We start from the raw sequence: 25,713 nt of genomic DNA on the forward strand, positions 1-25,713 counted from the left end.
CTTTTAATCTTGCAAGATCCAGGTGTCCTTGGTGCCGCCGCCTTGTGACGAGTTCACCACCAAAGAGCCTTCTTTGAGCGCCACACGGGTGAGGCCCCCGGGCACCATCTGCACCGTGCGGCCGCTCAGCACAAAGGGGCGCAAATCGATGTGGCGAGGGGCGATGCCACTGTCCACATAGGTGGGGCAAGTGGACAAGCTGAGCGTGGGCTGCGCGATGTAGCCTTCGGGGTTGGCCAACAAGGCGCCGCGAAAACGCTCGATCTCTGCCTGGGTCGAAGCCGGGCCGACCAACATGCCGTAACCGCCAGCGCCGTGCACTTCCTTGACCACCAAGTCTTTCAAGTTGGCCAAGGTGTATTTCAGGTCATCGGGCTTGCGGCACTGATAGGTCGGCACGTTTTTGAGAATGGGTTCCTCGCCCAAGTAGAACTTGATCATGTCGGGCACGTAGGGGTAGATCGACTTGTCGTCGGCCACGCCCGTGCCCACCGCGTTGCAAATCGTCACATGCCCGGCTTTGTAGGCATCCATGAGACCTGGGCAGCCCAATGTGGAGCTGGGGCGGAACACGTTCGGGTCCAAAAAGTCGTCGTCCAACCGGCGGTAAATCACGTCCACCCGCTTGGGGCCGCGTGTGGTGCGCATGTAAACAAACTTGTCTTTGACGAACAAATCCTGTCCTTCGACCAGCTCCACGCCCATCTGTTGGGCCAAAAAGGCGTGCTCGAAGTAGGCGCTGTTGTACATGCCGGGCGTGAGCACCACCACCGTGGGCTCGGCCGTGGTGGCGGGGCTTGAGGCACGCAAGGTTTCGAGCAACAAGTCGGGGTAATGCGCCACCGGGGCCACACGGTGCTGGCTGAACAGCTCGGGGAACAGGCGCATCATCATCTTGCGGTCTTCGAGCATATAGCTCACGCCGCTGGGCACACGCAGGTTGTCTTCGAGCACGTAGTATTCACCGTGGCCCGCGCTGTCTGGGGCACGCACGATGTCAATGCCGCTGATGTGTGAATAAATCTGATTGGGCACGTCCACGCCCATCATTTCGGGTCGGAACTGGGCGTTGCGCTCGATTTGTTCGCGCGGCACCACCCCAGCCTTCAAGATGTCTTGGTCGTGGTACACGTCATGGATGAAACGGTTCAAAGCGGTGACGCGCTGCACCAGACCGGCTTCCATGTTTTTCCACTCTTGTGCGGCAATGACGCGGGGGATCAAGTCAAACGGAATCAAGCGCTCTGTACCCGATCCGTCTTCGTCTTTGTCGCCATAGACGGCGAAGGTGATGCCCACCCGCCGAAATATCATTTCGGCCTCTTCCCGGCGCGAGGCCATGGATTTCGGGTCCTGCGCAGCCAGCCATCGGGCATAGGCTTGGTAATGGTCCCGAACTTCACCGCCCTGCCCGCCCGCGGGCAAGCGGCTGTACATCTCATCGAATTGGCGCATGGCTCTTTACTCCTGTGTAGAGCTTAGCAAGATGTATACCCAGACCGTTTAACCCTCATCAAGACCCTCAAGGATCGATGCGGTGGTGCCAATAGCGCAAGCGCTGTGTCCGCTCGCATTGCACTTGGTCCGGGGCCTCGCTGCGCCAGAGGGCGGCGCCGCAGCGGGTGCTTTCCACAAGGGGTATGCCCAACCCTTCGTAGCGCGCCACCACCTCAGGGGCCGGGTGGCCAAAGCGGTTGCGGTAGCCGGCTTGCACCAGCGCCAGCCGAGGCTGCAGGGTTTGCAAAAACGGCAGGCTCGACGAAGTTTTGCTGCCGTGGTGCGGCACAAGCAACACATCCACAGGGCTCAGGCCTGTGGACAGCAAGGCCTGCTCTTGTGCCCACTCGATATCTCCCGCCAGCAAAACAGAGGCTTGCGCCGTACGGATACGCAAAACGCAGCTGACCTCGTTGGGCCGGGACTTGTGAAGAGTTTTCAAGGGGTTTGACTGTCCGCCAGAGGCTGGCAGATCGAGCGGTGCTGGCGGGTGTAGCACTTCAAACTCGACCCCATCCCACACCCAGGCCTGCCCTGCCTGGCAGCGCGTCCAGCCCGGTCGCAAGGCATGTAAAGCGTGCTCATCTTCCAGCGAAGACGAGAGCGCAGCCTGCGGCTGCATGGCCAGCACAGCTGCTGCACCCCCCGTGTGATCGCTGTCGCGGTGGCTGAGCATCAAGGTGTCGATGCGCTCGCCCAATTGCGCCAACAAGGGCACCAGCACGCGGTGCCCGGCGTCGCTTTCGGCCGAATAGCGCGGCCCGGCGTCATACAGCAGGCTGTGTGTAGCGGTGCGCACCAGCACCGCATTGCCCTGCCCTACATCGGCCGCCAGCAACTCAAAGCTGCCGGGTGCCGGGCGCGGGGAAGACCAAAACAACACCGGCCACAGCAGAGGCAAACACAAGAGCTTCCAGGGCAGCGGCAGGCGCAGCACCAGGCCCACAGCCCCCAGCAGCGACAGCAAAGCCAAACCCCAGGGCGGCACGGCGCTGGACCAAGTGGCCATCGGCCAAGACGCCAACCCACCCAGAACCGCTTGTAGAGGCTCCAAGGACCAGGCCGCCGCGATCCACGCCCCAGGCACGACCACGCCCAACATGGCCAGCGGCGTGACCACCAGCGTCACCCACGGAATGGCCAGCAAATTGGCGAGCAAACCCACCAGCGACACCTGACCAAAAAACAGCAAGGTCAAAGGGGCCAACGACAAGGTGACGGTGGCCTGCTCGCGCAACAAGGCCAGCAGCTTGGCCCCCAACGTCAGAATCCACATCACCCAATGCCCAACCCAAGCGCCCGGCGCCCATGCACCCCAACGGTGCCCGCTGGGCGTTTGCCCGGTCGCCACGCGCCATGTTGGTGCATTCTGAACATCCCTTTGTGGTGCGTCGGGGTTCGGGTGACCCGCGCCAAGCGCCGAGGGCGCATAGGCCATCAACACCCCCACAGCCACAAAACTCAGCCAAAACCCGGGCTGCAGCAAGGCCCACGGGTCCCAAACCAACACCACGGCGCAGGCCGTTAACCACACCAGCACGCCATGCCACAGGCGCACCGACAGGCGCAGCACCAACACCACCCCCAGCATGAGCAAGGTGCGTTGTGCGGGCACGCCCCAGCCGCTGAACAATGCATACAAAGTGGCCAGAACCAGGCCCGACAATGCGCCAACATGAGCAGCAGGCCAGTGCAATGCCCCATCAAAACCCAACAGGGCCGAATGCCGCCAAAGCCAGCCCACAAGGGCCGAAGCCAGCCAAGCGAACATGGTCACATGCAAGCCCGAAATGCTCATCAGGTGCGCCACGCCCGTGGCCCGGAACACATCCCAGTCGCTGCGCTCAATGGCGGCCTGATCGCCCGTGACCAGGGCCGCCACCACGCCTGCCCGTCGGGCCGCATCGGCATCGCTGCCAGGCGGTGACAGTTGGGTCAACAAGCGGTCTCGCACGGCCTGCCGCCAAGCCTCAATCGGGTGCGACCAGGTGCTGCCCAAGCGCTGCGGGGCCGGGTCTTTGGCGCGGTTGCGCACATAACCGCTGGCCCGGATGCCCTGCTCCCACAGCCACAGCTCGTAGTCAAAGCCGCGCGGGTTCAGGTGGCCGTGCGGCGCTTTCAAACGCACACGCAAGCGCCAGCGTTCCCCGGGCTTGACCGGCTCTGGCAAGGCAGACAGGTTCCAGCCGCTGTCGTGCGTGCCCTCTTGCCCATACCAGCCCAGGACCACTTGTGCAGGCACATCGGCATCGACCTGCAGGGCGTGGTGGGCACCCGAAGCGTCCAGCCGCCAAGCCTGTTCAATGCGAAACCGAAAGCGCCAGCCCAGCTCTTGGCGCTGGGGCATGGCCTGCACCACGCCCACCACATCCAGGTCTTGTCCTTCCAGCGCCGGGGCTATGGTGTGGGCCCGGCTCCAGGCGTGCAAGCCGGTCACATGAAAGGCCGAGACTGCCCACAGCAAACCCCATAAGGCCCAACGCACTGAGAGGGGCAGGCGAGGAACTTTTCGTTTTTTGCTGGCCGACGATCGCAACAGCCAGGCGGCAGCCACCACACACACCAGACCCAGCCCATAGGCCGACACAGGCCACAAAGCGGTTTGTTGCAACTGCATCGCCACGCCCAGGCACCAAGCCAGCAGGCCCCCTCCCAGCCCTCTGGACCAGTTCAGGGTCGTCATGGACCGCTCCGCACATTGCCAAAGCCCCAGCCAGCGTGTTGTTGCAACGAACGACCCCGCGCCGTCCCCCAACTTGACGCTGCCGCCTTCGCCTGCTGGGCAGGCGCACCACATTGTTTCATCCCAGCCTCCCTGATTTGGCTGTTTTTTGTGTCGCTGACTTGGGCGCTCTGTGCGTGAGTCAGCTTGGGGTTTGAACCCATAACGGTACGTTCACCGTGTTTCGCAAGCTCCGCTGGCGCGTGTCTTGCTAGTTGTAAACGCCCAAGCTGCATTTGTCATGCGTGCAGCCCCTGTTGCGCTGAACGAGATATGTCGATACACGTTGCCCTGCACCACGTCACCCACTACACCTACGACCGACCCGTGCAGCTTGGCCCCCAGGTCATCCGCCTGCGCCCGGCCCCCCACAGCCGAAGCCGCATCCTGAGCTACAGCCTGCAGGTCGAACCCGCGGAGCACTTCATCAACTGGCAGCAAGACGCCTTTGCCAATTACCAGGCGCGTTTGGTTTTCCCGAAAAAAACCACCTCCTTCAAAGTGACGGTGGACGTGGTCACCGAAATGGCCGTGTTCAACCCCTTTGATTTTTTTCTGGAGCCCTCGGCTGAAGAAGTGCCCTTCAAGTACGCGGATACGGTGCGCGAGGAGCTGCAGTCCTATCTCGTCAAAGACCATAAGGCCCCGCTGTTCAAAAAATACCTGGCCAGCTTGGACCGCAAGCGCCAACGCACCATCGATTTTTTGGTGCAGATCAACCAACGCCTGCACCAAGACATCCGCTACACCATCCGCATGGAGCCCGGCGTGCAAACGCCCGAAGAAACACTGACCCTGAAAAGCGGCTCATGCCGCGATTCGGCCTGGCTGTTGGTGCAGCTGTTTCGCCACATGAACATCGCGGCCCGTTTTGTCTCCGGCTACTTGATCCAGCTGGCCCCGGACGTGAAATCGCTCGACGGCCCCAGCGGCACCGAAGTCGACTTCACCGACCTGCACGCCTGGTGCGAGGTGTATTTGCCGGGCGCAGGCTGGATTGGGCTGGACCCAACGTCGGGTTTGCTGGCGGGCGAAGGCCATATCCCGCTGGCCTGCACACCGCAGCCGTCAGCTGCCGCACCGATCGAAGGCCTGATGGACAAGGCCGAGGTCGAGTTCCACCACGAGATGAGCGTCACGCGCATCCACGAGTCACCCCGCGTGACCAAGCCTTACAGCGAAGAGCAATGGGCCGATGTGCTGGAACTGGGTGAAATGGTCGATGCGCAGTTGGTGGCCCAAGACGTGCGCCTGACCATGGGTGGCGAGCCCACTTTTGTGTCGACCCAAGACCGCGATGGTGCGGAATGGAACACCGACGCCCTGGGCCCAACCAAGCGGGGCCTGGCCACGGAGCTGGTGCACAAGCTGCGCCAGCAGTATGGCCAAGGCGGGTTTTTGCACTTTGGCCAAGGCAAGTGGTACCCGGGCGAGCAGCTGCCGCGCTGGGCGCTCAGCATTTACTGGCGCGCCGATGGCAAGCCCTGCTGGCAAGACCCGGCCGTGTTCGCCGATGAGTGCGAACCCAGTGCCTACACCAGCGCCGACGCGTTGCGCTTCATGCAAGCCCTGACTGAACAGCTGGGTCTGCCGGGTGAAACAGTGCTCCCCGGCTACGAGGACACCTGGTACTACCTGTGGCGCGAACGCCGCTTGCCCGTCAACGTGGACCCGTTTGACGCCCGACTGGACGACGAGATGGAGCGCAACCGCTTGCGCCGCATCTTCAGCCAGGGGCTGGATGCGGCGGTGGGCTATGTGCTGCCGCTGCAGCCCATCGATCCACCCGAGGGCAAGAGCCCTGTGCTGACCGGAACGCAGTGGCAAACCGGCCGCTGGTTTGTGCGCGACGAGCGCATGTATTTGATGCCCGGTGATTCCCCCATGGGCTGGCGCTTGCCACTGGACTCGCTGCCCTGGGCCGCGCCGACCGATCGCTGGCACATGATCGAGCAAGATCCCTTCTCGCCTCACCTCTTGCCGCGCGCGGCTTTGCCTGCTTCACCGATTGCCATGCAGCCCAGGCACATCACGGCAAGCCCTGACGCCAGCGCAACCAGCAAGGAGGTGGCTGCGCAAAACGTCTCGGCCAAGTTCAAGTCCGATCCATCGGTGGTGCGCACCGCCTTGTGCGTGGAAGTGCGCGACCCGAACCGCGCCAACGGTCCCAAGGTCGAGGCCGCTGCCATGACCAAGGGCGAAAAGTCCGGGGTGCTGTATGTCTTCATGCCGCCTCTGGCGCGCCTCGAAGACTACCTGGCGCTGCTCAGCGCGGTCGAAGCCACCGCCAAAACCCTGGGCCTGAAAATCGTCCTCGAAGGCTACCCTCCCCCCCGCGACCCGCGCCTGAAACTGTTGCAGGTCACACCCGACCCCGGCGTGATCGAGGTCAACATCCACCCGGCCCACAACTGGACCGAGTTGGTCGACCACACCGAGTTTTTGTACCAGGCGGCGTTTGAAACCCACTTGTCGGCCGAGAAGTTCATGACCGACGGCCGCCACACCGGCACCGGCGGCGGCAACCACATGGTGATGGGCGGGGCCACGCCCGCCGATAGCCCGTTTTTGCGCCGCCCCGAGTTGCTGGCTAGCCTGGTCCTGTATTGGCACAACCACCCGAGCCTGAGTTATTTGTTCAGCGGCATGTTCATCGGCCCCACCAGCCAGGCCCCGCGTGTGGACGAGGCGCGCAACGACCAGGTCTATGAGCTGGAAATTGCCCTGCGCGAGATCGTGCGACACCGACAAAAGCATGGCGAAGACATGCCCCCTTGGATCGTGGACCGCACCCTGCGCAACATCCTGATCGACGTGACCGGCAACACCCACCGCAGCGAGTTTTGCATCGACAAGATGTATTCACCCGACAGCAGCACCGGGCGACTGGGCCTTTTGGAACTGCGCGCCTTTGAGATGCCGCCGCACGCCCGCATGAGCATCGTGCAGCAGTTGCTGCTGCGCGCGCTGTTGGCCCGTTTTTGGGAGGCACCGTATTCGGCCCCCGTGACCCGTTGGGGCACTGAGCTGCACGACCGCTTCATGCTGCCGCACTGGATACACAAGGACTTTGACGACGTGCTGACCGAGTTGGGCGATGCGGGTTTCCACTTTGACCCGAGCTGGTTCGCGCCGCATTTTGAGTTCCGCTTCCCGCTGGTCGGCCAAGTCAAGGTCGATGGCGCAGTCGTCACGCTGCGCAATGCGCTGGAGCCTTGGCACGTCATGGGTGAAGAAAGCTCAGCGGGCGGCACCGCCCGTTATGTGGATTCATCGCTCGAGCGCATCGAGGTGCATGTGACCGGCATGAACCCGGCGCGGCACACCGTGACCGTCAACGGCCAGCCCCTGCCCTTGCAACCCACCGGCGTGGTCGGCGAATACGTGGCCAGTGTGCGCTACAAGGCTTGGAACCCACCGTCATCACTGCACCCGAGTATTGGCGTGCATGCGCCGCTCACGGTGGATCTGGTGGACACCTGGATGAAGCGGTCTTTGGGCGGCTGCCAATACCATGTGGTGCACCCCGGTGGGCGCAGCTACGACAGCTTCCCGGTCAACGCCTACGAGGCCGAAAGCCGTCGACTGGCCCGCTTTTTCCGCATGGGCCACACGCCCAATGTCATGAAACAGCTCACCCGTCTGCGGCCCAACGCCCAGTTGCACGCCAGCCCAGAGTTTCCGCACACCCTGGATTTGAGGCGACAATCGTTTGATGAATGACCGATCGCCCCGACCAGACGGTGCTCCAGAAACTGCTGCCCTGAAAGGGCTGGTGCTTGGACACGAAGCCGCGCCAACTGGGCATTGGGACGAGCTGCGGGGCGAAGTCTCATTGGCCAAGGCGGATACAAGCCGTTCCATCAGTGCCCCCTGGCAGCACTTCTTGGCGCCGTTGAACAAGGCGGACCCCAGCCGCGAGGCCGACCTCAACAGCCGCATGGCGAACTTGCAGCGGCAGGTGCGCGACAACGGCATCACCTACAACGTGTACGCCAGCGCGGACCAGCCGCAGCGCCCGTGGTCGCTTGACCTGTTCCCGCTCATGCTCAGCCACAGCGACTGGCAGCTGATCGAGGCCGGTGTGATGCAGCGCATGCAGTTGCTCGAACGCATCATGGCCGACGCTTATGGCCCACAACAGCTGGTGCTGCGTGGCCAGTTGCCCGCCGCCTTGGTTCAAGGCCACCCAGCCTATTTGCCTGCCATGCAGGGCGTGGCTCCGGTGGGTGGACGCTACTTGTCCTTGGCCGCGTTCGATCTGGCGCGTGGCCCGGACGGCTGCTGGTGGTTGCTGTCGCAACGCACACAAGCGCCCTCGGGCCTGGGTTACCTGATCGAAAACCGCCAAATCGTCTCGCGCCTGTTCCCGCAGGCCTTCGAAGCCTTTCCGGTGCAGCGACTAGCGCACACCTACCGCACCCTGATCGACGGCCTCAAGGCCCGCAGCCCGGCAGGCGCTTCGGCGCACATCGCCTTGCTCACGCCCGGGCCTTATAACGAAACTTATTTTGAGCACGCTTACCTCGCCCGCTATCTGGGCCTGAGCCTGGTGCAGGGCAACGACCTGACGGTGCGTGACCAAAAGCTGTACCTCAAAACCCTGCAAGGCCTGCAGCCTGTGCACGGCTTGCTCAAGCGGGTGGACGACGACTGGATTGACCCGCTGGAGCTGCGCGCCGACTCCACGCTGGGGGTGCCCGGCTTGCTGCAAGCGGTGCGCAGCGGCAACGTGTTGGTGGCCAACACGCCTGGTTCGGGTTTTTTGGAGTCGAGCGCGCTGCTGGGCTTCATGCCCGGCCTGGCGCGGGAACTGTTGGGGCAAGAACTGCAACTGCCTGCCATCCCCAGCTGGTGGTGCGGCGAAGCCGCTGCGCTGCAAGACGTGCTGCCGCGCATCTCAAGTTGTGTGATCAAGCCCACCTACCCCCACCACACCGACCGCCACAGTTTTGAGCCGGTGCTGGGCCATCGCCTCTCGCCCTCAGAACAAAGCGAATGGGCCCGGCGTATCCAGCGCAACCCCGATGACCACACCCTGCAGTCGTGGTTGCCGCTGTCGCACCAACCCACTTGGCAAAGCGGCTCGGATGGCACTTCCAGCATCGCGTTGCGCCCGGTCGTGCTGCGCGTGTTTGCAGTGGTCGACGCCCAAGGCGGCTGGCAGGTTTTGCCCGGAGGTCTGGCCCGACTGGGCACACGCGAAGGCATCGCCTCGATGCAGCGCGGCGGCTCCAGCGCGGACGTGTGGGTGCAAAGCCCAACTGCTGCGCCCAAAGCCAGCACTCGCGCTGCCCAATCCAGTCAGAAACAAGCCCAGTCTCCAACACAGTCGCCCAGTCCAACCCAAGCACCGGCCCTTTCCCCATTGACCACCAGCATCCCGGCCGCCAGCGATGCGCTCGCGCAGCGCCAACGTTTGGTCACCAGCCGCGCCGCAGAAAACCTGTTTTGGATGGGCCGCTACACCGAGCGCACTGAAAACACCTTGCGCTTGGTGCGTTTGAGCTTGGAGATTTTGGGCAGCGAAAACCAGAACCTGCCTTGTTTGCGCCACTTCATCACCCGAATGGCCACGCGCCACGGCCTGGTGCGTGCAGGCGTGCCTGCCGCAGCGCAGGCGCACCGCGTGTTCGAGCGCTCCTTGATCGCCGGTCTGTGGGACCAAGAGATGGCCACCAGTGTGGGCTTTAACCTGCGCTCAGTGCGCCTGGCCGCAGCTTCGGTGCGCGAGCGCCTCTCGCCCGAACACTGGCGCCTGTTGGAACAAGCCGAGTCGCGCTTTTTCCAGTTGGCCAAAGGGACCGGCTTGGCCCAACCCACCCCAGACGCCTTGCCGGACACTGTGGCGGTGCAGCGGCTTTTGGCCGACACCAGCCAGATGCTGGCCGCGCTCACAGGCGCACAAACCGACCGCATGAGCCGCGACGATGGCTGGCGATTGCTCTCCATAGGCCGCCACATCGAGCGGCTGGAATTTTTGTCGCACGCCTTGAGCGAAGCCGTGCAACTGGGCCTGATCGAAGAGCAAGCCGGGTTTGACGCCGTGCTGGACCTGTTTGACAGCACCATCAGTTTCCACGCCCAGTACCAGCAAAGCCGCACCCCCCAGGCCCTGGTGGACCTGTTGGTGACCGACCCGGACAACCCCCGCTCGCTGGGCTGGGTGGCGCACACCCTGCGCTCGCGCCTGCGGCGCATGGGCCAATTGGCCGAAGGGGCAACCTTGCCCCTGGCCGAGCGGCTGCCCGCGCTGATCGAGCTGAGGCCTCAAGCGCTTTGGCCCCTGGACACCCCACGAGACGCCAGCACCAGCGCCGACCCCACGGCAACACACCAGCCCCTGCCCCTGCTGGCCACACTCGGCCAATGCCAAAGCGCCGCACGCGAGGTCTCGGACCATCTGTGCAGCCTGTTTTTCACGCACAGTGGCGAAGCCCGCTACAGCGTGGGCGCTTGAAGTACAGAGCACAACACACACCATGCGCCTGGCCATCACACACGACACCCGCTACCGCTACAGCCCCTCGGTGCAAACCGCGCAGCACGTGGCCCACCTGCAAGCGGCCGACACGCCTTGCCAAAGCGTCCTGCGTCACACCCTGCAGATCTCGCCCGAGGCCACGGTGCAGCACAGCATCGATGCCTTTTTGAACCACCGCGCCTATTGGGCGCTGACGCACCCGCACGAGGGCCTGAGCGTGCGGGCCTACACCGAGGTCGAGACCCGCGCCATCGCCCCCATACCCGCTGCCAACGCCCAACAAAGCTGGGAAGCCGTGCGCGAGCACTTCCGCTACAGAGGCGGTCAGGCGGGTGATGTGCATGCGGGCATGGTCTTTGGCTCGCACCACGCGCCCGTTCACGCCAACTTTGCGGACTATGCCCAAAGCAGTTTCACGCCTGGGCGCTCGCTCATGCAAGCGGCCCAAGCCCTCACGGCCCGCATGCACCGCGATTTCCATTACGAAACGGCCAGCACCGACATCAACACCCCGGCGCTTGAGGCGCTGCAAAACAAACGCGGGGTTTGCCAAGACTTTGCCCACATCCTGGTGGCCTGCTTGCGCTCGCTGGGCCTGCCCGCCCGCTACGTGAGCGGCTACCTGCTGACACAGCCGCCGCCGGGTCAGCCCCGCTTGGTGGGCAGCGACGCCTCACACGCCTGGGCCTCGGTGTATGTGCCCCAGTTGGCCAACCACGCCAGCCAAGGCTGGTTCGACCTGGACCCGACCAACGACCGCTGCGGCCTGGCCAGCCCGGGTGAAGATTACGTGCGCTTGGCGGTCGGCCGCGATTTTGCCGATGTCTCGCCCCTGCGCGGCGTGCTGCAAGGCGGCGGGGCGCACACCCTCGAGGTCGCGGTCACGGTGGCACCTTTACCGGGTTGAAAAAAGGGCTGGCAAGACTGTGAGCGCAAAAAATGCCTCCACCTTGGCCACATTGGGTCCATCAGTCACGCAGGACCTGCAAGACCTCCGAGCGAAATTCACGCCCATACAAAATGAGCACCACCAAGGCCGTGGCCAAAACCAGGGCCATGGGCGAAAAAAACCAGGCCATGGCGGCGAAAGAAAAATAATAGGCCCGCAAGCCATCGTTGAAAGTTTCGGCCGCCGCGCTCACCAGGTTGCCCGCACGCTCGGCAAAATGCTGGCGGTCAAACCGCTGGGCGGCAAAGTCCTCTGGTGGGGGCATGGCCCCAATGACCAGCGCCACAAAGGTGTACTGCCGCATGGACCAAGAAAAACGGAAGAAGGCATACACAAAAATGCCCACCAACACCAAGATCTTGAACTCGAAGACCAGCAGTGGCGTGGGTTGCGCAAATGGAATTTCTCCCACCAGCTCGGCCGCCTTGTCGGTGGTGCCCAAGAGCGCGAACAAACCACCAATGATGATGATGCTGGTGGAGGAAAAAAATGCCGGGGTTTGCGACAGGTTCTGGGTGATCAGGCCGTCGAGCATGCGGGGGTCACGGCCTGTGGCCTGCATCATCCACATCTGGCGGTATCGGTTGGTGTTGGCGATCAGGCTTTGGTCACGCATGCCGCGCACCTTGGCCAGCCAGGCATAACCCACCCACATGCCGAAAAACGTAAAAAGGGCCAGCCAATCGAGCCAAGGCAGCATGGTGATGATTTTCATGCCTCTATCCTAGCAAGCGCAGGGTGTTCGGATGAGCCCCAGATCGTCAACACGCCTGTCTTTTTCAAAGCGCCCACAAAAAAGCCGAGGCACAACGATGTGCCTCGGCTTGTTCATCCAGAAAGATCGCGATCAGCCGCGCAGCTTGGCCGCCACGGCCGCCACACGCTCGCCATAGGCTTTGGCGGTGTCCAGGTCGCCCTGGGGGATGTCTTCGGCTGGGCTGGTCGGGCCCACTTGGGCCATCACGCCGGAGTTGGAGCCAATGCGGTTGATGTTGCCGTCGTTCAAGGCGGGCTGACCCACCCACACCATGCCTTGCTGCATGGCCAAGGTGATGAAGTACTGGATGGTGGACAGTTTGTCGCCGCTCGGGCTGGCCGAGATGGTGAAGCCGCCAGCAACCTTGTCTTTCCAAGCGCTGGTGAACCAACGCTTGGAGGTGGCGTCGGCAAACTTCTTGAACTGCCAAGACGCCATACCCATGTAAGTGGGCGAGCCGAAGATGATCGCGTCTGCGGCGTCCAGTGCGGTCCAGTCGGCGTCGGTGATGTTGCCGTCGGCGTCAATGGCGATCACTTGTGCGTTGGCGCCTTGGGCCACAAATTGGGCGACGCGCTGGGTGTGGCCGTAGCCAGAGTGGTAAACAACAACGGTTTTTGCCATGAGAAAAGCTCCTGAATAAATGACAGAGGTTTAAAAAAGAAAAGAAAGAAAAATCAAGCGGCCAGATCGAAGACCAGGACTTCCGCGTCCTGGCCTTCGCCCAAAGCCAAAGAAGACTCGGCTTGAAGCATGGCCGCATCGCCTGCGCCCAGCGCCTGGCCATTGATCTGCAGCGCACCTCGCACCAAAAACACATAAGCTTTGCGGGCCGGGTTCAAGGGCAACGTGGCACTTTCTGAACCATTGAACAGGCCAGCGTACATGCGGGCATCGGCGTGAATTTCAACCGCGTGGGCGGCCGCTTGGGCATCGGTGGCAGGTGCGGCCACCAAGGCCAGTTGACCGCGCTTGGCGCTTTCGGGCACGGTTTTTTGCTCATACCCAGGGTCAATGCCCGTCACATTGGGCTCGATCCAGATTTGCAGAAAGTGCGTTTGCTCACCCTTGGCGTGGTTGAACTCGCTGTGGCGCACGCCGCTGCCCGCACTCATGCGCTGCACATCACCGGGCGGAATCCCTTTCACATTGCCCATGCTGTCCTGGTGGGCCAAATTGCCCGACAGCACATAGCTGATGATCTCCATGTCGCGGTGACCGTGCGTGCCAAAGCCAGTGCCAGGGTCGATGCGGTCTTCGTTGATGACCCGCAGATTGCCAAAGCCCATGTGGGCCGGGTCAAAGTAATTGGCAAACGAGAAACTGTGAAACGACTTGAGCCAGCCGTGGTCGGCGTAGCCGCGTTCGGCAGATTTGCGCAGGGTCAGCATGGGTTTTCTCCTGGTCAATGGGGTGCAGCATTCTCTGCAACACGTGTCAGAACTTTAACGATCTAACGATCTGGAACCATTGATGCTGTTTGCTGGCATCATTCAAATTAATTCAACGATGAAGTCACTACCATGCAAACCCCTCGCGACTGGCTCACGCCCGAAGCCCTGCTGATGCTGCAAACTATTGGCCAGCAAGGCAGCTTTGCCGCAGCCGCGCGCACCCTGAACCTGGTGCCCAGTGCCATGACCTACCGGGTGCGCCAGATCGAAGACGCGCTCGATGTGCTGCTGTTTGACCGCAGTGCCCGCCAAGCCGTTCCCACCGCAGCTGGCCACGAGTTGCTGCGCGAGGCCAGCCGACTGCTCGACGACATGGACGCCGTGGCCAACCGCGTGCGCCGCGTGGCCACAGGCTGGGAAGCCGTGTTCACCGTGGCTGTCGACGGCATCGTCTCGCGCAGCGTGGTGATGGACCTGTGTGCCAGCTTTTTGGCGCTGGGTGCGCCCACCCGACTGCGGCTGCGCTACGAGACCCTGTCGGGCACCCTGGGCGCACTCACCTCGGGCCAAGCCGATCTGGCGCTGGGTGTGGTGCTGGAGCCGGGCCTCAAAACCGACCTGCGGCACGCGGTACTCGGCGAGATCACTTTTGTGTATGCCGTGGCCCCGCACCACCCGCTGGCCCAAGAAGCCGAGCCGCTGACGGACGCCAACTTGCAGCAACACCGCGCCGTGGCCGTGGCCGACTCGGTCAGCCGGGGTGCAGGTCTGACCATTGGGCTGCAAGGCGGGCAAGACGTGTTCACCGTGCCCGACATGCCCAGCAAACTCGAAGCCCAACTGCGCGGACTGGGCGGCGGTTTTTTGCCCGAATCGCTGGCCCGGCCTTACATCAACAGCGGTCAACTGGTGGCCAAGCAAGTGCATGCGCCGCGCACCAACACCTGCCACACCGCCTGGCGTGACACCCCACAAACACCCGCTGGTCAAGCCTTGCGCTGGTGGTTGGCTCAACTGGAGCGCCCTGCCACCCGCGAGGCGCTGCTGCGGCCCGTGCACATCGTTTGAAAACATCCAACGCAAACGGCATCGGGGATAACCCACCCGGGTGGTTTCAAGGCCCTTTTCTCAGCTAAAGTGATCCTATGAACACACCACACATCGCCATCATCGGTGTCGGCATGGCCGGCGTCACTTGCGCACGCACATTGCGCCAAGCCGGCCACAACGTCACCTTGTTCGAAAAAAGCCGGGGCTTGGGCGGACGCATGTCCACCCGCTCCAGCGCCTTTGGTGGCTTTGACCACGGGGCCCAATACTTCACGGTGCGTGACCCGCGCTTTGAGCTGGCGATCACCACCGTCCCCGGCGTGTGCAAACCCTGGAGCGCCAACGCCGTGCGCGTGCTGGACCCCAATGGGCGCGTGATCGAGGCCGGTCTGCCCGGCGGCGAGCGCCACTGGGTCGCCACGCCCGGCATGAACGGCCTGGTCAAAGCTTGGGCAGCCCCCTTGGTGGAAGACGGCAATGTGCAGCTGCAAACCCGTGTGACGCACATCTCGGCCGACCCTTTGAAGAAAAACGGCTGGCAACTGCACACCGAAAGCGACGACGGTGGCCAACACATTTATGCCGGTTTTGACCAAGTGATCTTGGCCATCCCACCCGCCCAAGCGCAGGCTTTGCTGGAAGCCTCGGGCCATAGCGCCTTGGCCGAGCCCCTCAAAAATGTGCGTGTGGACCCGTGCTGGACACTGATGCTGGCTTACCCACAAGCGGTGCAGCCAGGCCTGATCACCATTGGCCCGCAATGGAACGCCGCGCGCAGCACCCACCACCGCATCGCCTGGATGGCGCGTGAATCGTCCAAGCCCGGTCGCGAACGCATCGAGCGCTGGACCGTGCAGGCCAGTGCCCCTTGGTCGGCCGAACACGTCAACGACACCCCCGATCGCGTCAAAGGCAAACTCATGAAGGCCTTTGCCGAAATCACCGGCATCCGTGTCACCCCGGACCACGCCGAGGTGCACCGCTGGCTGTACGCCAAAACCGCTCAGCCCTTGGGCCAAAGCTTCTTGTGGTCCAAAGCGCAAGGCATCGGCCTGTGCGGCGACTGGTGCCTGGGCCACCGGGTCGAAGACGCCTTTGTCTCGGGCCTGGAACTGGCTTTGGCGGTGCTCAAAAAACGCTGAAATCCATGAACCTGGGTTACACAGGCCGGTTCGCGCCCTCGCCAACCGGCCTTTTGCATGCCGGCTCGCTGGTGGCTGCGCTGGCCAGTTGGCTCGATGCCCGCGCCCACGGAGGCCGATGGCTCGTTCGCATCGAAGACGTGGACACACCCCGCTGCGTGCCCGGTGCTGACCAAGCCATCTTGCAGCAACTGGCAGCTTGTGGCCTGGCGTCTGACGGCCCCGTGCTGTGGCAAAGCCAGCGCGGCGAGCACTATGCCGCGGCCTTGCAAAGCCTGGTGGACAAAGGCTGGGCCTACCCCTGTGGCTGTTCACGCAAAGAGATTGAATCGGCCCAAGCCGTGGCCCGGCACAGCGCCGCCATCTACCCTGGCACCTGCCGCAACGGCCTGAACGGCAAACCCGCACGCGCCTGGCGGCTCGATGTGCAGGACGTACAAAAGGCCTTGGGCTTGCCCGCCCTCACCCTCTGGAGCGACCGGCGCTTGGGGCCGCAGCAGCAAAACGTGTGTGAAGAAGTCGGCGACTTTGTGCTGCGCCGCGCCGACGGCCTGTGGGCCTACCAGCTGGCGGTGGTGGTAGACGACGCCGCGCAAGGCATCACCCATGTGGTGCGCGGTCAAGACCTGGCCGACAACACCGCTAGGCAAATCGTGCTGCAACATGCCCTGGCCCTGCACACGCCGCACTACGTTCACACGCCCCTGGTGCTGGGCACGAATGGCGAGAAACTCAGCAAGCAAAACGGGGCCTTGGCACTTGACTTGCAGCATCCTGTCCGGGCCCTGAACGCAGCGGCGCATGCCTTGGGCCTGCCCAGGCTGCCCGAACACACGCCCGTGCAACACGCCTTGGTTCATTGGACGAGTCTGCACCACAACACCTTGGCGGCGGCGATTGCAACCAACCCATGATTCACACATAATATGTGTGAATTTCATGCCATTGCGGGAGGTCCAACCATGAACATCACTTTGTCTGTGGACGAGCGGGTCGCAGAATCGGCGCGTGAAGCCGCCCGAAAAATGGGCAAAAGCTTGAACCAAGCCGTGCGCGATTACTTAGAGCAACTCGCGGGGCATGAGCAGCAAACCGCCGAATGGCAAGCCTGGGAGCAACGCTGTCTCAGTGGTGGTGGGCAACTCAAGGGCTGGAAGTTTGACCGAGATGCGCTGCATGATCGCGGGTGAACCCACGCCTCCTTGGGGCCAACTGCTCGCGCTGCCCAAAAACAGGTGCTTCATCGACACCAACATCTTGGTCTATGCCGACAGCACCGACGAGCCCCACAAACAGCGCATCGCCATCGACTTGCTGCGCCACCTGAGGTTTCAGCGTTTGGGCGTTTTGTCGACCCAGGTGCTCAACGAATACATCCAGGTCGGCCTGCGCAAACTGGGCCTACCCCACAGCCATGTGCGCGCGCAACTGCAGTGCTACCGACAAATGGAACTGGCGGGTGTGACACCAGACACCATCGACATGGCGCTCGATCTCCACCAAAGTCATACCCTCAGTTACTGGGATGCCCTGATTTTGGCCAGCGCCCACATTTCAGGTTGCGCGGTGTTGTTGACCGAAGACATGGGCTCAGGCGAAGTTCTGGCGGGTGTGCAGTTGGTCAACCCGTTTGCAGCCACCTGACCCTTCGCATCCCCCTCTCATCGCCCACACCCCATACAGCAGCCGCGATAATCGAAGGCATTGCGAAACACTTCGGCCCCAAAGCCAACCCCACATGACGACCCCCGAGAACACCCAGCAGCAACCTGACCAAGAAACTGTCACTGATCAGGCTGCGCCCGACGCACCCTTCATGCGTCAAATCAAAACCTATGTGCTGCGTGCCGGACGCATGGGCTCGGGCCAGGTGCGGGCGTTTGAGCAATTCGGACCGAAGTTCTTGATCCCCTACAGCGCCGAGCGCCTGGACGTGCAAACCGCATTTGGGCGCAGCGCGCCGCTGATTTTGGAGATTGGTTTTGGCATGGGCGATGCCACCGCCAAGATCGCGCAAGTGCGCCCAAGTGATAACTTTTTGTGCTGCGAGGTGCATGAGCCGGGCGTGGGCGCCTTGCTCAAGCGATGCGGCGAGGAAAGCATTGCCAACATCCGGATCGTGCAGCACGATGCGATCGAGGTCATGGACAACATGTTGGGCCCGGACAGCCTGGACGGTGTGCACATTTTCTTTCCAGACCCTTGGCACAAAAGTCGCCACCACAAGCGCCGCCTGATCCAGTCGCCTTTCATCCAGCGCCTGGCCCAGCACATCAAGCCAGGCGGCTACCTGCACTTGGCCACCGACTGGCAGCCTTATTCCGAGCAAATGATGGGCGTGTTGCGCGCCGAGCCTTTGCTGGTCAACACCAGCGAGGCGGTCGACGGTTTTGCCGCCAAACCCGACTACCGGCCGCTCACCAAGTTTGAAAACCGGGGCCTCAAACTCGGTCACGGCGTGTGGGACCTGGTCTTCCGCCGGGTCTGACATGCGCGAATCCGGTCACCCCAGTCAGTTGCCCATGCGCAACGGGGTGAGCGCCAGCGTGGTGTCGGTGCCGCATGGCGCCCCCCACTTGCTCGATTTTTTGGCGCAGCGCATGCCCGGCATATCGCGCAGCGAATGGGCCGAACGCTTGGCGCAAGGCTTGGTGTTGCACGAAGACGGCCAACCGGCGCTGCCCCACCAAAGTTGCCAACCGGGCCAGCGCCTCTTTTACTACCGGCACCTGCCTGATGAACCCGTGCTGCCGTTTCAAGCGCAGGTCTTGTTTGAAGACGATCATTTGCTGGTGGTGGACAAACCGCACTTCATGCCCGTCACCCCCACCGGCCGCTACGTGCAGCAAAGCCTTTTGGTACAGCTCAAGCGCCAGACCGGCTGTGCCGACTTGGTGCCGCTGCACCGCATCGACCGCGAAACCGCAGGTCTGGTCTTGTTGGGCAAACGCCTGCACGAGCGCGACGCCTACCATGCGCTGTTTCGGGACCACCAGATTCACAAGACTTACCACGCGGTGGCAGCGCATGCGCCGCACCTGCAGCTGCCTCTGGTGCGCTCCAGTCGCTTGGTGCCGGGCGAGCCGTTTTTCAGAACACAGGAAGTGCCGGGAACGGCCAACAGCGAAACCCGCATCGACGTGCTGCACACCGATGGCCAGCGGGCGCTGTATGCGCTGGAGCCCATCAGCGGCAAACGCCACCAGCTGCGGGTGCACATGAACGCCATCGGCATCCCGATCGAAGGCGACCAGTTCTACCCCAACGTCTTGCGCGGCCCGGACGCACCAGAAGACTTCAGCCAGCCTTTGCAACTCTTGGCGCAGTCGGTGCGCTTCACCGATCCGATCACCGGCCAAACCCGCGAGTGGTCCAGCAGGTTGCGTTTGAGCATCAGTCCGCCTTGAGGCGTTTAGACGGCTTGACTCAGCCTGGCAACAAACGCGCCAACAACTGGCTCAGGTGCACGGCCTCTCGCTGAGCGCCGTCGTGGATTTGGTGACGGCAACTGGTGCCGTCCGCTACCACGATCGCATCGGCTTGGGCCCGCACCGCAGGCAGCAAACTCAGCTCGGCCATTTGCATCGACACCTCGTAGTGGCTGGCTTCATAACCAAAGCTGCCCGCCATGCCGCAACAACTGCTCTCGATCAACTGCGGCTTGGCCCCTGGAATCCAGCGCAAGACCTCCATCACGGGTGACACCGCGTCAAAGGCCTTTTGGTGGCAATGACCGTGCAACAAAACTGGGCGGTCCACAGGGGTGATTTGCGCTTTCAGTTCGTCCAGGTGCCCGGCTTGGGCTTCCCGGGCCAAAAACTCCTCAAACAGCAAGGCCTGCTGGGCAATTTTTTGAGCGCCCTCGCCCAAGCCCATGACCAGCAACTCGTCGCGCAGGGTCAGCAAACAGGAGGGCTCCAGGCCCACGATGGCCAAACCGCGATCGGCAAAAGGCAGCAGGCTTTGCACGACTTCGCTGGCCTTTTCACGGGCGCGCTCCACCATGCCGGTGGCTAAGTAGGTACGACCGCAGCACAAATGCTGGCCGTCTTCTTGCAACTTGGTGGCCACATGCACGGTGTAACCGGCCGCCTGCAGCACCTTCACAGCCGCATGCGCATTGGCCGACTCCAAATAGCCGTTGAAGGTGTCCACAAACAAGACCACACCGCGCGCGGCGGCCAAGACCTCTTCTCGGCTAGCGGTCGCTTGTGCAGCGCTTGGCGGGGTGTTGAAGAAGTGACGCATCTGCCACTGCGGCAAGCTGCGTTTGGCCGACAGGCCGAGCAGCTTTTCGGTGAGCGCGGCCAACAGCGGCATGCGGTTGCGCAGGTTGAGCACCGGGGCCAAGCGCGCCGCCCAGCGGGCGTAGTCGGGCAAATGGGCCACCATCTTGTCTTGCAGCGTGTGGCCATGCTTGGCCTTGTAGTGCTGCAAAAACTCGACCTTCATTTTGGCCATGTCCACCCCGGTGGGGCAATCGCGTTTGCAGCCTTTGCAGCCCACGCACAGGTCCATGGCCTCGCGCACAGCTTCGCTGCTCAAAGCGTCTTCGCCCGCCAGACCTTCGATCTGGCCGCTCAACGCCAAGCGCAAGGTGTTGGCGCGGCCGCGCGTCAGGTGTTTTTCGTCGCGGGTCACGCGGTAACTGGGGCACATGGTGCCCGCATCGAACTTGCGGCAATGGCCGTTGTTGTTGCACATCTCCACCGCCTTGGCCAGACCTTGGGCCGGGTCGCCGCCGGTGCCTGGGGCGCTGGTTTGCTCGGTGACCGGGTCGTTTTGCACGTTCCAGGCGCTCCAGTCGAGCGCAGTACGGATCGGCACCACCTTGTAGGTGGGCGGAAAACGCATCAGCGCGGTGTCGTCCATTTTGGGCGGGTTGACGATGCGCTGCGGGCACAGCATCTGCCCGGGGTCCATCTCCTGCTTGATCTTCGCAAAGGCCTCGCTGATGCGCGGGCCAAACTGCCAACCGATCCACTCGCCACGGCACAGACCGTCGCCATGCTCGCCGCTGAAAGCGCCTTTGTAGCGGCGCACCAGTTCGCTGGCCTCTTCGGCAATCGCGCGCATTTTGCTCGCGCCATCGCGGCGCATGTCCAAAATCGGCCGCACATGCAAAGTGCCCACCGAGGCGTGGGCGTACCAAGTGCCCCGGCTGCCGTATTTGCGAAACACGCCGGTCAGCGCGTCGGTGTACTCGGCCAGACTCTCCAGCGGCACGGCGCAGTCTTCAATGAAGCTCACCGGTTTGCCATCTCCGCGCAGGCTCATCATGATGTTCAGGCCCGCTTTGCGCACTTCCCAGAGGTTTTTCTGTGGGGCATCCTCCACCATCTCGACCACGCTGCCAGGCAAGCCCAAGTCGCCCATCAGCTCCACCAGCTCCTTGATCTTGTGCGCGATGTCGGCCTTGCTCGGCCCGGAAAACTCCACCAACAACACCGCCTCGGGCATGCCGCCGTTGATGTGCGGCGACAAGGCCGTGCGGATGGTGGGTGCAAAAGCCGGGTTTTGCAAAGACAGCTCGATCATGGTGCGGTCCACCAGCTCGACGGCTGACAAATGCCCCACCGGCATGCCCTGCCCCAACTTGACGATGTGCTGCGCCGCGTCCATGGCTTGGTAAAAGCTGGGGAAGTTCACCACGCCCAGCACTTTGGCTCGGGGCAACTCGGCCAAGCGCAAAGTCAGCGAACGGGTCAGCGCCAGTGTGCCCTCGCTGCCAATGAGCAAGTGCGCCAGGTTCACCGAGCCGTCCGCCGTGTAGGGCCGATCGTTTTGGTTGCGGAAAATGTCCAGGTTGTAGCCCGCCACGCGGCGCAACACCTTGGGCCAGTGGGCGTCGATCTCGCTGGCGTGCTGAAGCGCCAAGTCGCGCACAAAGTCGCCAATTTGGCGAGCGCGGCCTTGGGCTTGCTCATAGGCGCTAAATTCGACCAAACTGCCGTCGGCCAGCCAAGCCTCAGCCCCCAGCACGTTGTGCACCATGTTGCCGTAAGCAATCGAGCGGCTGCCGCAAGAGTTGTTGCCCGCCATGCCACCCAAGGTGGCTTGGGCGCTGGTGGACACGTCCACCGGGTACCACAGGCCATGCGGTTTAAGGGCCGCGTTCAAGTGGTCCAGCACCAAGCCCGGCTCCACGGTGGCGGTGCGCTGCTCGGCATCGACCGCCATGATCTTGCGCATGTGTTTGGAGTGGTCAATCACCAAACCCGCGCCCACGGTTTGGCCGCACTGGCTGGTACCGCCACCACGCGGCACGATGGGCACGCCCAAATCGCGGCATATGTCCATCGCCAGGCGCACATCGGCCGCGTCGCGCGGTACAAATACCCCGATGGGCATGGCCTGGTAGATCGAGGCATCGGTGGCGTAGCGGCCCCGGTCGGCCGCAGAAAACAAGACCTCGCCCCGGGCATGCAGGCGCAGGCGTTTGGCCAATAAAGCGGCCACCTCGTTGCTGCTGCTGGCCACCGTCTCGTAGGTTTGGTCCGGCGATGCTTTGGACAAATCAATCGGCAAAGGGGCGTTCATGGGGCGTGTCCTTCTGTGAGGGATGGCGATACGTTGTTCTCGGTCAAGGCGGCAATGGAGGCGCTGCGCAGCTGCTCGATCACCACGCTGCGCTTGTTGTCCAGGTGCTGCATCAGCACTTGGCGCAGGGCTGCGCCGTCGCGCGCTTCCAGCGCCTGCACCATGGCGATGTGCTCGTCCACAGCGCGTTGCCACTTGTCACCGTCTTGGTTGGAGCGAAAGCGCAAAGCTTGCAAACGGGCATTGACCTGGTTGTAGGTTGCGGTGAGCACGGGGTTTTTGGCCGCCGCGTTGAAGCTGCGGTGAATGGCCGCATTGATTTGGTAATAGGCCGACAGGTCGCGCCGGGTGTAAGCGGCCAGCATCTCGTAATGCAAGGCCTTGATTTCATTGAGTTCGGCCTCGGTCACGCGCTGGGCGGCCAGCTCGCCCGACAGGCCCTCCAGCCCGGCCATCACCTCAAAGGTGTGGCGCACATCGGCCTCGCTCAGCTGCACGGCCACCGAGCCCCGGTTGGGTAAGAGTTCTACCAAACCCTCGGCCGCCAGCATCTTGATGGCTTCGCGCAAGGGTGTGCGCGAGATGCTCAGCTCTTCGCACAGGGTGCGTTCGTTGAGTTTGCCGCCGGGCGGGATCAGGCCCTCGACCAACATCTGGCGCAGGCGCTGCGCGACTTGTTCGTGTAACACGGGACGTGAAATAGACAATGGAGTCGACAGGGTGTCAGTGGCCATAGAATTTTTTTGAATACAAAAAATGTGTGCTCTAAGTTTAATTCTAGGACAAACACCCTTGACAAATGTATTTTGAATACAAAAAATGAAGTTCATCAGAAAGGTATTTTGAAGTCATGCTCACCACCAATTTCCACCCCACCGGCCGCCACTTCCTGCAAATTCCCGGCCCGTCTCCCGTGCCCGATCGCATCTTGCGCGCCATCAGTTCACCCACCATCGACCACCGTGGCCCCGAGTTCGGTGCCCTGGGCCTCAAAGTCCTGGCCGATGTGCAAAAGATTTTCAAAACCCGCCATCCGGTCATGATCTACCCCGCCTCCGGCACGGGTGCCTGGGAAGCGGCGCTCAGCAACGTGCTCCAGGCGGGCGACCATGTGCTGATGTACGAGACAGGCCACTTTGCATTTTTGTGGAACAAGTTGGCCAACCAGCTGGGTCTGAAATCTGAGGTCATCAGCCTGCCGGGCTTGGAGGGCTGGCGCAACGGCGTGCAGGCCGACCTGATCGAGCAGCGCCTGAAAGCCGACTCTGGCCACAGCATCAAAGCGGTGTGCGTGGTGCACAACGAAACCTCGACCGGCGTGACCAGCGACATTGCCGCCGTGCGCCGCGCCATCGACGCCGCCAAACACCCGGCATTGCTCTTGGTGGACACCATCTCGGGCCTGGCCAGCGCCGACTATCGCCACGACGAATGGGGCGTGGACGTGACCATCAGCGGCTCGCAAAAAGGCCTGATGCTCCCGCCCGGCATCAGCTTCAACGCCCTGTCACCCCGCGCCATTGAAGTCAGTCAAAAAGGCGGTATGGCCCGCAGCTATTGGGCTTGGGGCGAGATGATCGAGATGAACAAAAACGGCTACTGGCCCTCCACCCCCAACACCAATTTGCTCTATGGCCTGAGCGAGGCCTGCGACATGCTGCTGGCCGAGGGCCTGGACCAGGTTTTTGCCCGACACCAGCGCTGGGCCGCAGGGGTGCGCGCTGCCGTGCACGCTTGGGGTCTGCCCATTCAGTGCGCCGACCCGGCTGTTTACTCCCCCATCCTGACTGGCGTCATGACCCCCGAGGGCGTGGACGCCGACGCGGTGCGCAAAGTCATCCACCAACGCTTTGACTGCTCACTGGGCACGGGCTTGGGCAAAGTCAAAGGCCGCATGTTCCGCATTGGCCACCTGGGCGACAGCAACGACCTGACCCTGATCGCCACCGTGGCGGGCTGCGAAATGGGCCTGAAGCTGTCGGGCGTGGCGCTGCAAGGCAGCGGCGTACAGGCCATCATGGACCATTTCACAAGCCACCCCGGTGGTTTGGCAAAGGCCTGAAACCACAAACATTTCCGTTCCCCCCCCCGCCTTGCACCAGTTTCGGTCAAGGCATCGACTTAAGCCCCAAACCACTAAAAGGAGACAACCATGACCCCCCAACTCAAGACACGCAGCCCACTCGCGTCCCCGTTGCGCCGCGCAACGGTGACCCTGTTGGGCGCAGCCGCACTGGCACTGGGCAGCACTGCTGCCCAAGCTCAGATGGAAATCAAACTCGGCCACGTTGGCGGCCCGGGTTCCCTCTTTGAACTCTCGGCCCTTGAATTTGCCCGCGTGGCCAACGAGCGCCTGGGCAACAAAGCCAAGGTGGTGGTTTTTGGCTCCAGCCAGCTGGGGGGTGACTCCGAGATGATGCAGAAACTGCGTTTGGGCACTCTGGAGCTGTCCATCCCGTCGAGCATCATGTCGTCCAACGTGCCCGCTTTTGGCATGTTCGAAATGCCTTACCTGGTCAAGAACCGTGACCACATGAAAAAGATCGAGACCGAGGTCTTGCGTCCCAGTTTGCTGCCCATGGCAGAAGAAAAGGGTTTCAAAATTTTGGGTGTTTGGGAAAACGGTTTTCGGCACATCACCAACAACACCAAGCCCATCGTCAAGCCAGAAGACCTCAAAGGCATGCGCCTGCGCGTTCCACCCGGCGTCTGGCGCGTCAAGATGTTCCAAGCTTATGGTGCAAACCCCTCACCAATGGCATTCTCTGAAGTGTTTGTGGCACTCCAAACCGGCGTGATGAACGGCCAGGAAAACCCCCTGACCCAAATTTACTCGGCCAAATTCCAAGAAGTGCAAAAGTACATCTCCATGACGGGCCACGTCTACACACCCGCCTACTTGGCGGCCGGTTCGCGCAAATTCAAATCCCTGCCCAGCGATGTGCAAGTGATCCTGGAAAAGACCGCGCAAGACGTGCAACCTTACGTGTATGCCACAGCAGCCAAGCTCGATGGTGAACTGCTGGACAAAATCAAAGCCGCTGGCACCAAAGCCAACGAGGTGGACAAAAACGCCTTCATTGCGGCCAGCAAAGCCATCTATGCTGAATTTGGCAAAGAAGTGCCCGGTGGCGGTGCCTTGGTTGATAAAGCCGTCGCACTGGGCGCTGCTTATTAA

General features: G+C 62.5%; 19 protein-coding genes. 12 read left to right on the forward strand and 7 right to left on the reverse strand.

What is annotated here, in order from left to right:
- Window positions 1–3 precede the first annotated feature (3 nt).
- On the reverse strand, window positions 4–1,455 hold the full coding sequence (locus tag B9Z50_RS07320; RefSeq protein WP_108362994.1) for a circularly permuted type 2 ATP-grasp protein: 1,452 nt from the start codon (window positions 1,453–1,455) through the stop codon (window positions 4–6).
- Between the two features lie 67 nt (window positions 1,456–1,522).
- Window positions 1,523–4,180: a DNA internalization-related competence protein ComEC/Rec2 gene (locus B9Z50_RS07325; RefSeq protein WP_108362995.1), complete on the reverse strand. Its 2,658-nt coding sequence runs from the start codon at window positions 4,178–4,180 to the stop codon at window positions 1,523–1,525.
- A gap of 312 nt (window positions 4,181–4,492) precedes the next feature.
- Between B9Z50_RS07325 and B9Z50_RS07330 the strand changes: the two genes are divergently transcribed.
- The 3 genes from B9Z50_RS07330 to B9Z50_RS07340 are packed head-to-tail and all read left to right on the forward strand — an operon-like array spanning window position 4,493 to window position 11,610.
- The gene (locus B9Z50_RS07330; protein WP_108362996.1) at window positions 4,493–7,942 is read left to right on the forward strand and encodes a DUF2126 domain-containing protein; all 3,450 of its coding nucleotides are present in this window, start codon (window positions 4,493–4,495) and stop codon (window positions 7,940–7,942) included.
- Complete coding sequence (locus tag B9Z50_RS07335) at window positions 7,935–10,679, forward strand: circularly permuted type 2 ATP-grasp protein (protein WP_108362997.1); 2,745 nt, start codon at window positions 7,935–7,937, stop codon at window positions 10,677–10,679. Before B9Z50_RS07330 ends, B9Z50_RS07335 begins: the two co-directional genes overlap by 8 nt.
- 22 nt (window positions 10,680–10,701) lie before the next feature.
- Entirely contained in the window at window positions 10,702–11,610 is a 909-nt protein-coding gene (locus B9Z50_RS07340) for a transglutaminase family protein (protein WP_108362998.1), read from the forward strand.
- 61 nt (window positions 11,611–11,671) lie between these two features.
- On the opposite strand, the gene B9Z50_RS07345 is transcribed toward B9Z50_RS07340, so the two are convergent.
- The 3 genes from B9Z50_RS07345 to B9Z50_RS07355 form a co-directional block, all read right to left on the reverse strand.
- Complete coding sequence (locus B9Z50_RS07345) at window positions 11,672–12,367, reverse strand: DUF599 domain-containing protein (RefSeq protein ID WP_108362999.1); 696 nt, start codon at window positions 12,365–12,367, stop codon at window positions 11,672–11,674.
- Window positions 12,368–12,499: 132 nt separating this feature from the next.
- Window positions 12,500–13,033 (reverse strand): flavodoxin family protein, encoded by a 534-nt coding sequence (locus tag B9Z50_RS07350; RefSeq protein WP_108363000.1) that lies wholly within the window; start codon window positions 13,031–13,033, stop codon window positions 12,500–12,502.
- A gap of 53 nt (window positions 13,034–13,086) precedes the next feature.
- A complete protein-coding gene (locus B9Z50_RS07355) occupies window positions 13,087–13,800 on the reverse strand; it encodes a pirin family protein (RefSeq protein ID WP_108363001.1) in 714 nt (237 codons plus the stop codon).
- 132 nt (window positions 13,801–13,932) lie between these two features.
- On the opposite strand from B9Z50_RS07355, the gene B9Z50_RS07360 reads away from it, so the two are divergent.
- From B9Z50_RS07360 to B9Z50_RS07390, 7 genes are all read left to right on the forward strand, one after another.
- Window positions 13,933–14,871: a LysR family transcriptional regulator gene (locus tag B9Z50_RS07360; RefSeq protein WP_108363002.1), complete on the forward strand. Its 939-nt coding sequence runs from the start codon at window positions 13,933–13,935 to the stop codon at window positions 14,869–14,871.
- A gap of 77 nt (window positions 14,872–14,948) precedes the next feature.
- Entirely contained in the window at window positions 14,949–15,995 is a 1,047-nt protein-coding gene (locus tag B9Z50_RS07365; protein WP_108363003.1) for an NAD(P)/FAD-dependent oxidoreductase, read from the forward strand.
- 5 nt (window positions 15,996–16,000) lie between these two features.
- Window positions 16,001–16,909, forward strand: coding sequence for a tRNA glutamyl-Q(34) synthetase GluQRS (gluQRS, locus tag B9Z50_RS07370; protein WP_108363004.1), 909 nt, complete (start codon window positions 16,001–16,003; stop codon window positions 16,907–16,909).
- A gap of 48 nt (window positions 16,910–16,957) precedes the next feature.
- Window positions 16,958–17,185: a DUF6364 family protein gene (locus B9Z50_RS07375; protein ID WP_233249801.1), complete on the forward strand. Its 228-nt coding sequence runs from the start codon at window positions 16,958–16,960 to the stop codon at window positions 17,183–17,185.
- Window positions 17,172–17,639: a PIN domain-containing protein gene (locus tag B9Z50_RS07380; protein WP_108363006.1), complete on the forward strand. Its 468-nt coding sequence runs from the start codon at window positions 17,172–17,174 to the stop codon at window positions 17,637–17,639. The genes B9Z50_RS07375 and B9Z50_RS07380 overlap by 14 nt, the downstream gene beginning before the upstream one ends.
- A gap of 94 nt (window positions 17,640–17,733) precedes the next feature.
- The gene (trmB, locus tag B9Z50_RS07385) at window positions 17,734–18,483 is read left to right on the forward strand and encodes a tRNA (guanosine(46)-N7)-methyltransferase TrmB (protein WP_108363007.1); all 750 of its coding nucleotides are present in this window, start codon (window positions 17,734–17,736) and stop codon (window positions 18,481–18,483) included.
- A 1-nt stretch (window position 18,484) separates the two neighbouring features.
- On the forward strand, window positions 18,485–19,402 hold the full coding sequence (locus B9Z50_RS07390) for a pseudouridine synthase (RefSeq protein ID WP_108363008.1): 918 nt from the start codon (window positions 18,485–18,487) through the stop codon (window positions 19,400–19,402).
- 19 nt (window positions 19,403–19,421) lie between these two features.
- Here the strand turns inward: B9Z50_RS07390 and B9Z50_RS07395 are convergent, their stop codons facing one another.
- Window positions 19,422–22,535: an FAD-binding and (Fe-S)-binding domain-containing protein gene (locus tag B9Z50_RS07395; RefSeq protein ID WP_108363009.1), complete on the reverse strand. Its 3,114-nt coding sequence runs from the start codon at window positions 22,533–22,535 to the stop codon at window positions 19,422–19,424.
- Window positions 22,532–23,269, reverse strand: a complete 738-nt coding sequence (locus B9Z50_RS07400; protein WP_233249802.1) for a GntR family transcriptional regulator — start codon at window positions 23,267–23,269, stop codon at window positions 22,532–22,534. Before B9Z50_RS07400 ends, B9Z50_RS07395 begins: the two co-directional genes overlap by 4 nt.
- A 116-nt stretch (window positions 23,270–23,385) precedes the next feature.
- Here B9Z50_RS07400 and B9Z50_RS07405 point away from each other — a divergent pair, with 116 nt between their 5' ends.
- A complete protein-coding gene (locus tag B9Z50_RS07405; protein WP_108363010.1) occupies window positions 23,386–24,597 on the forward strand; it encodes an alanine--glyoxylate aminotransferase family protein in 1,212 nt (403 codons plus the stop codon).
- A gap of 90 nt (window positions 24,598–24,687) precedes the next feature.
- Entirely contained in the window at window positions 24,688–25,713 is a 1,026-nt protein-coding gene (locus B9Z50_RS07410) for a TRAP transporter substrate-binding protein (RefSeq protein ID WP_108363011.1), read from the forward strand.

It is taken from the genome of Limnohabitans sp. Bal53 (assembly GCF_003063355.1).
Classification (GTDB): domain Bacteria; phylum Pseudomonadota; class Gammaproteobacteria; order Burkholderiales; family Burkholderiaceae_C; genus Limnohabitans_A.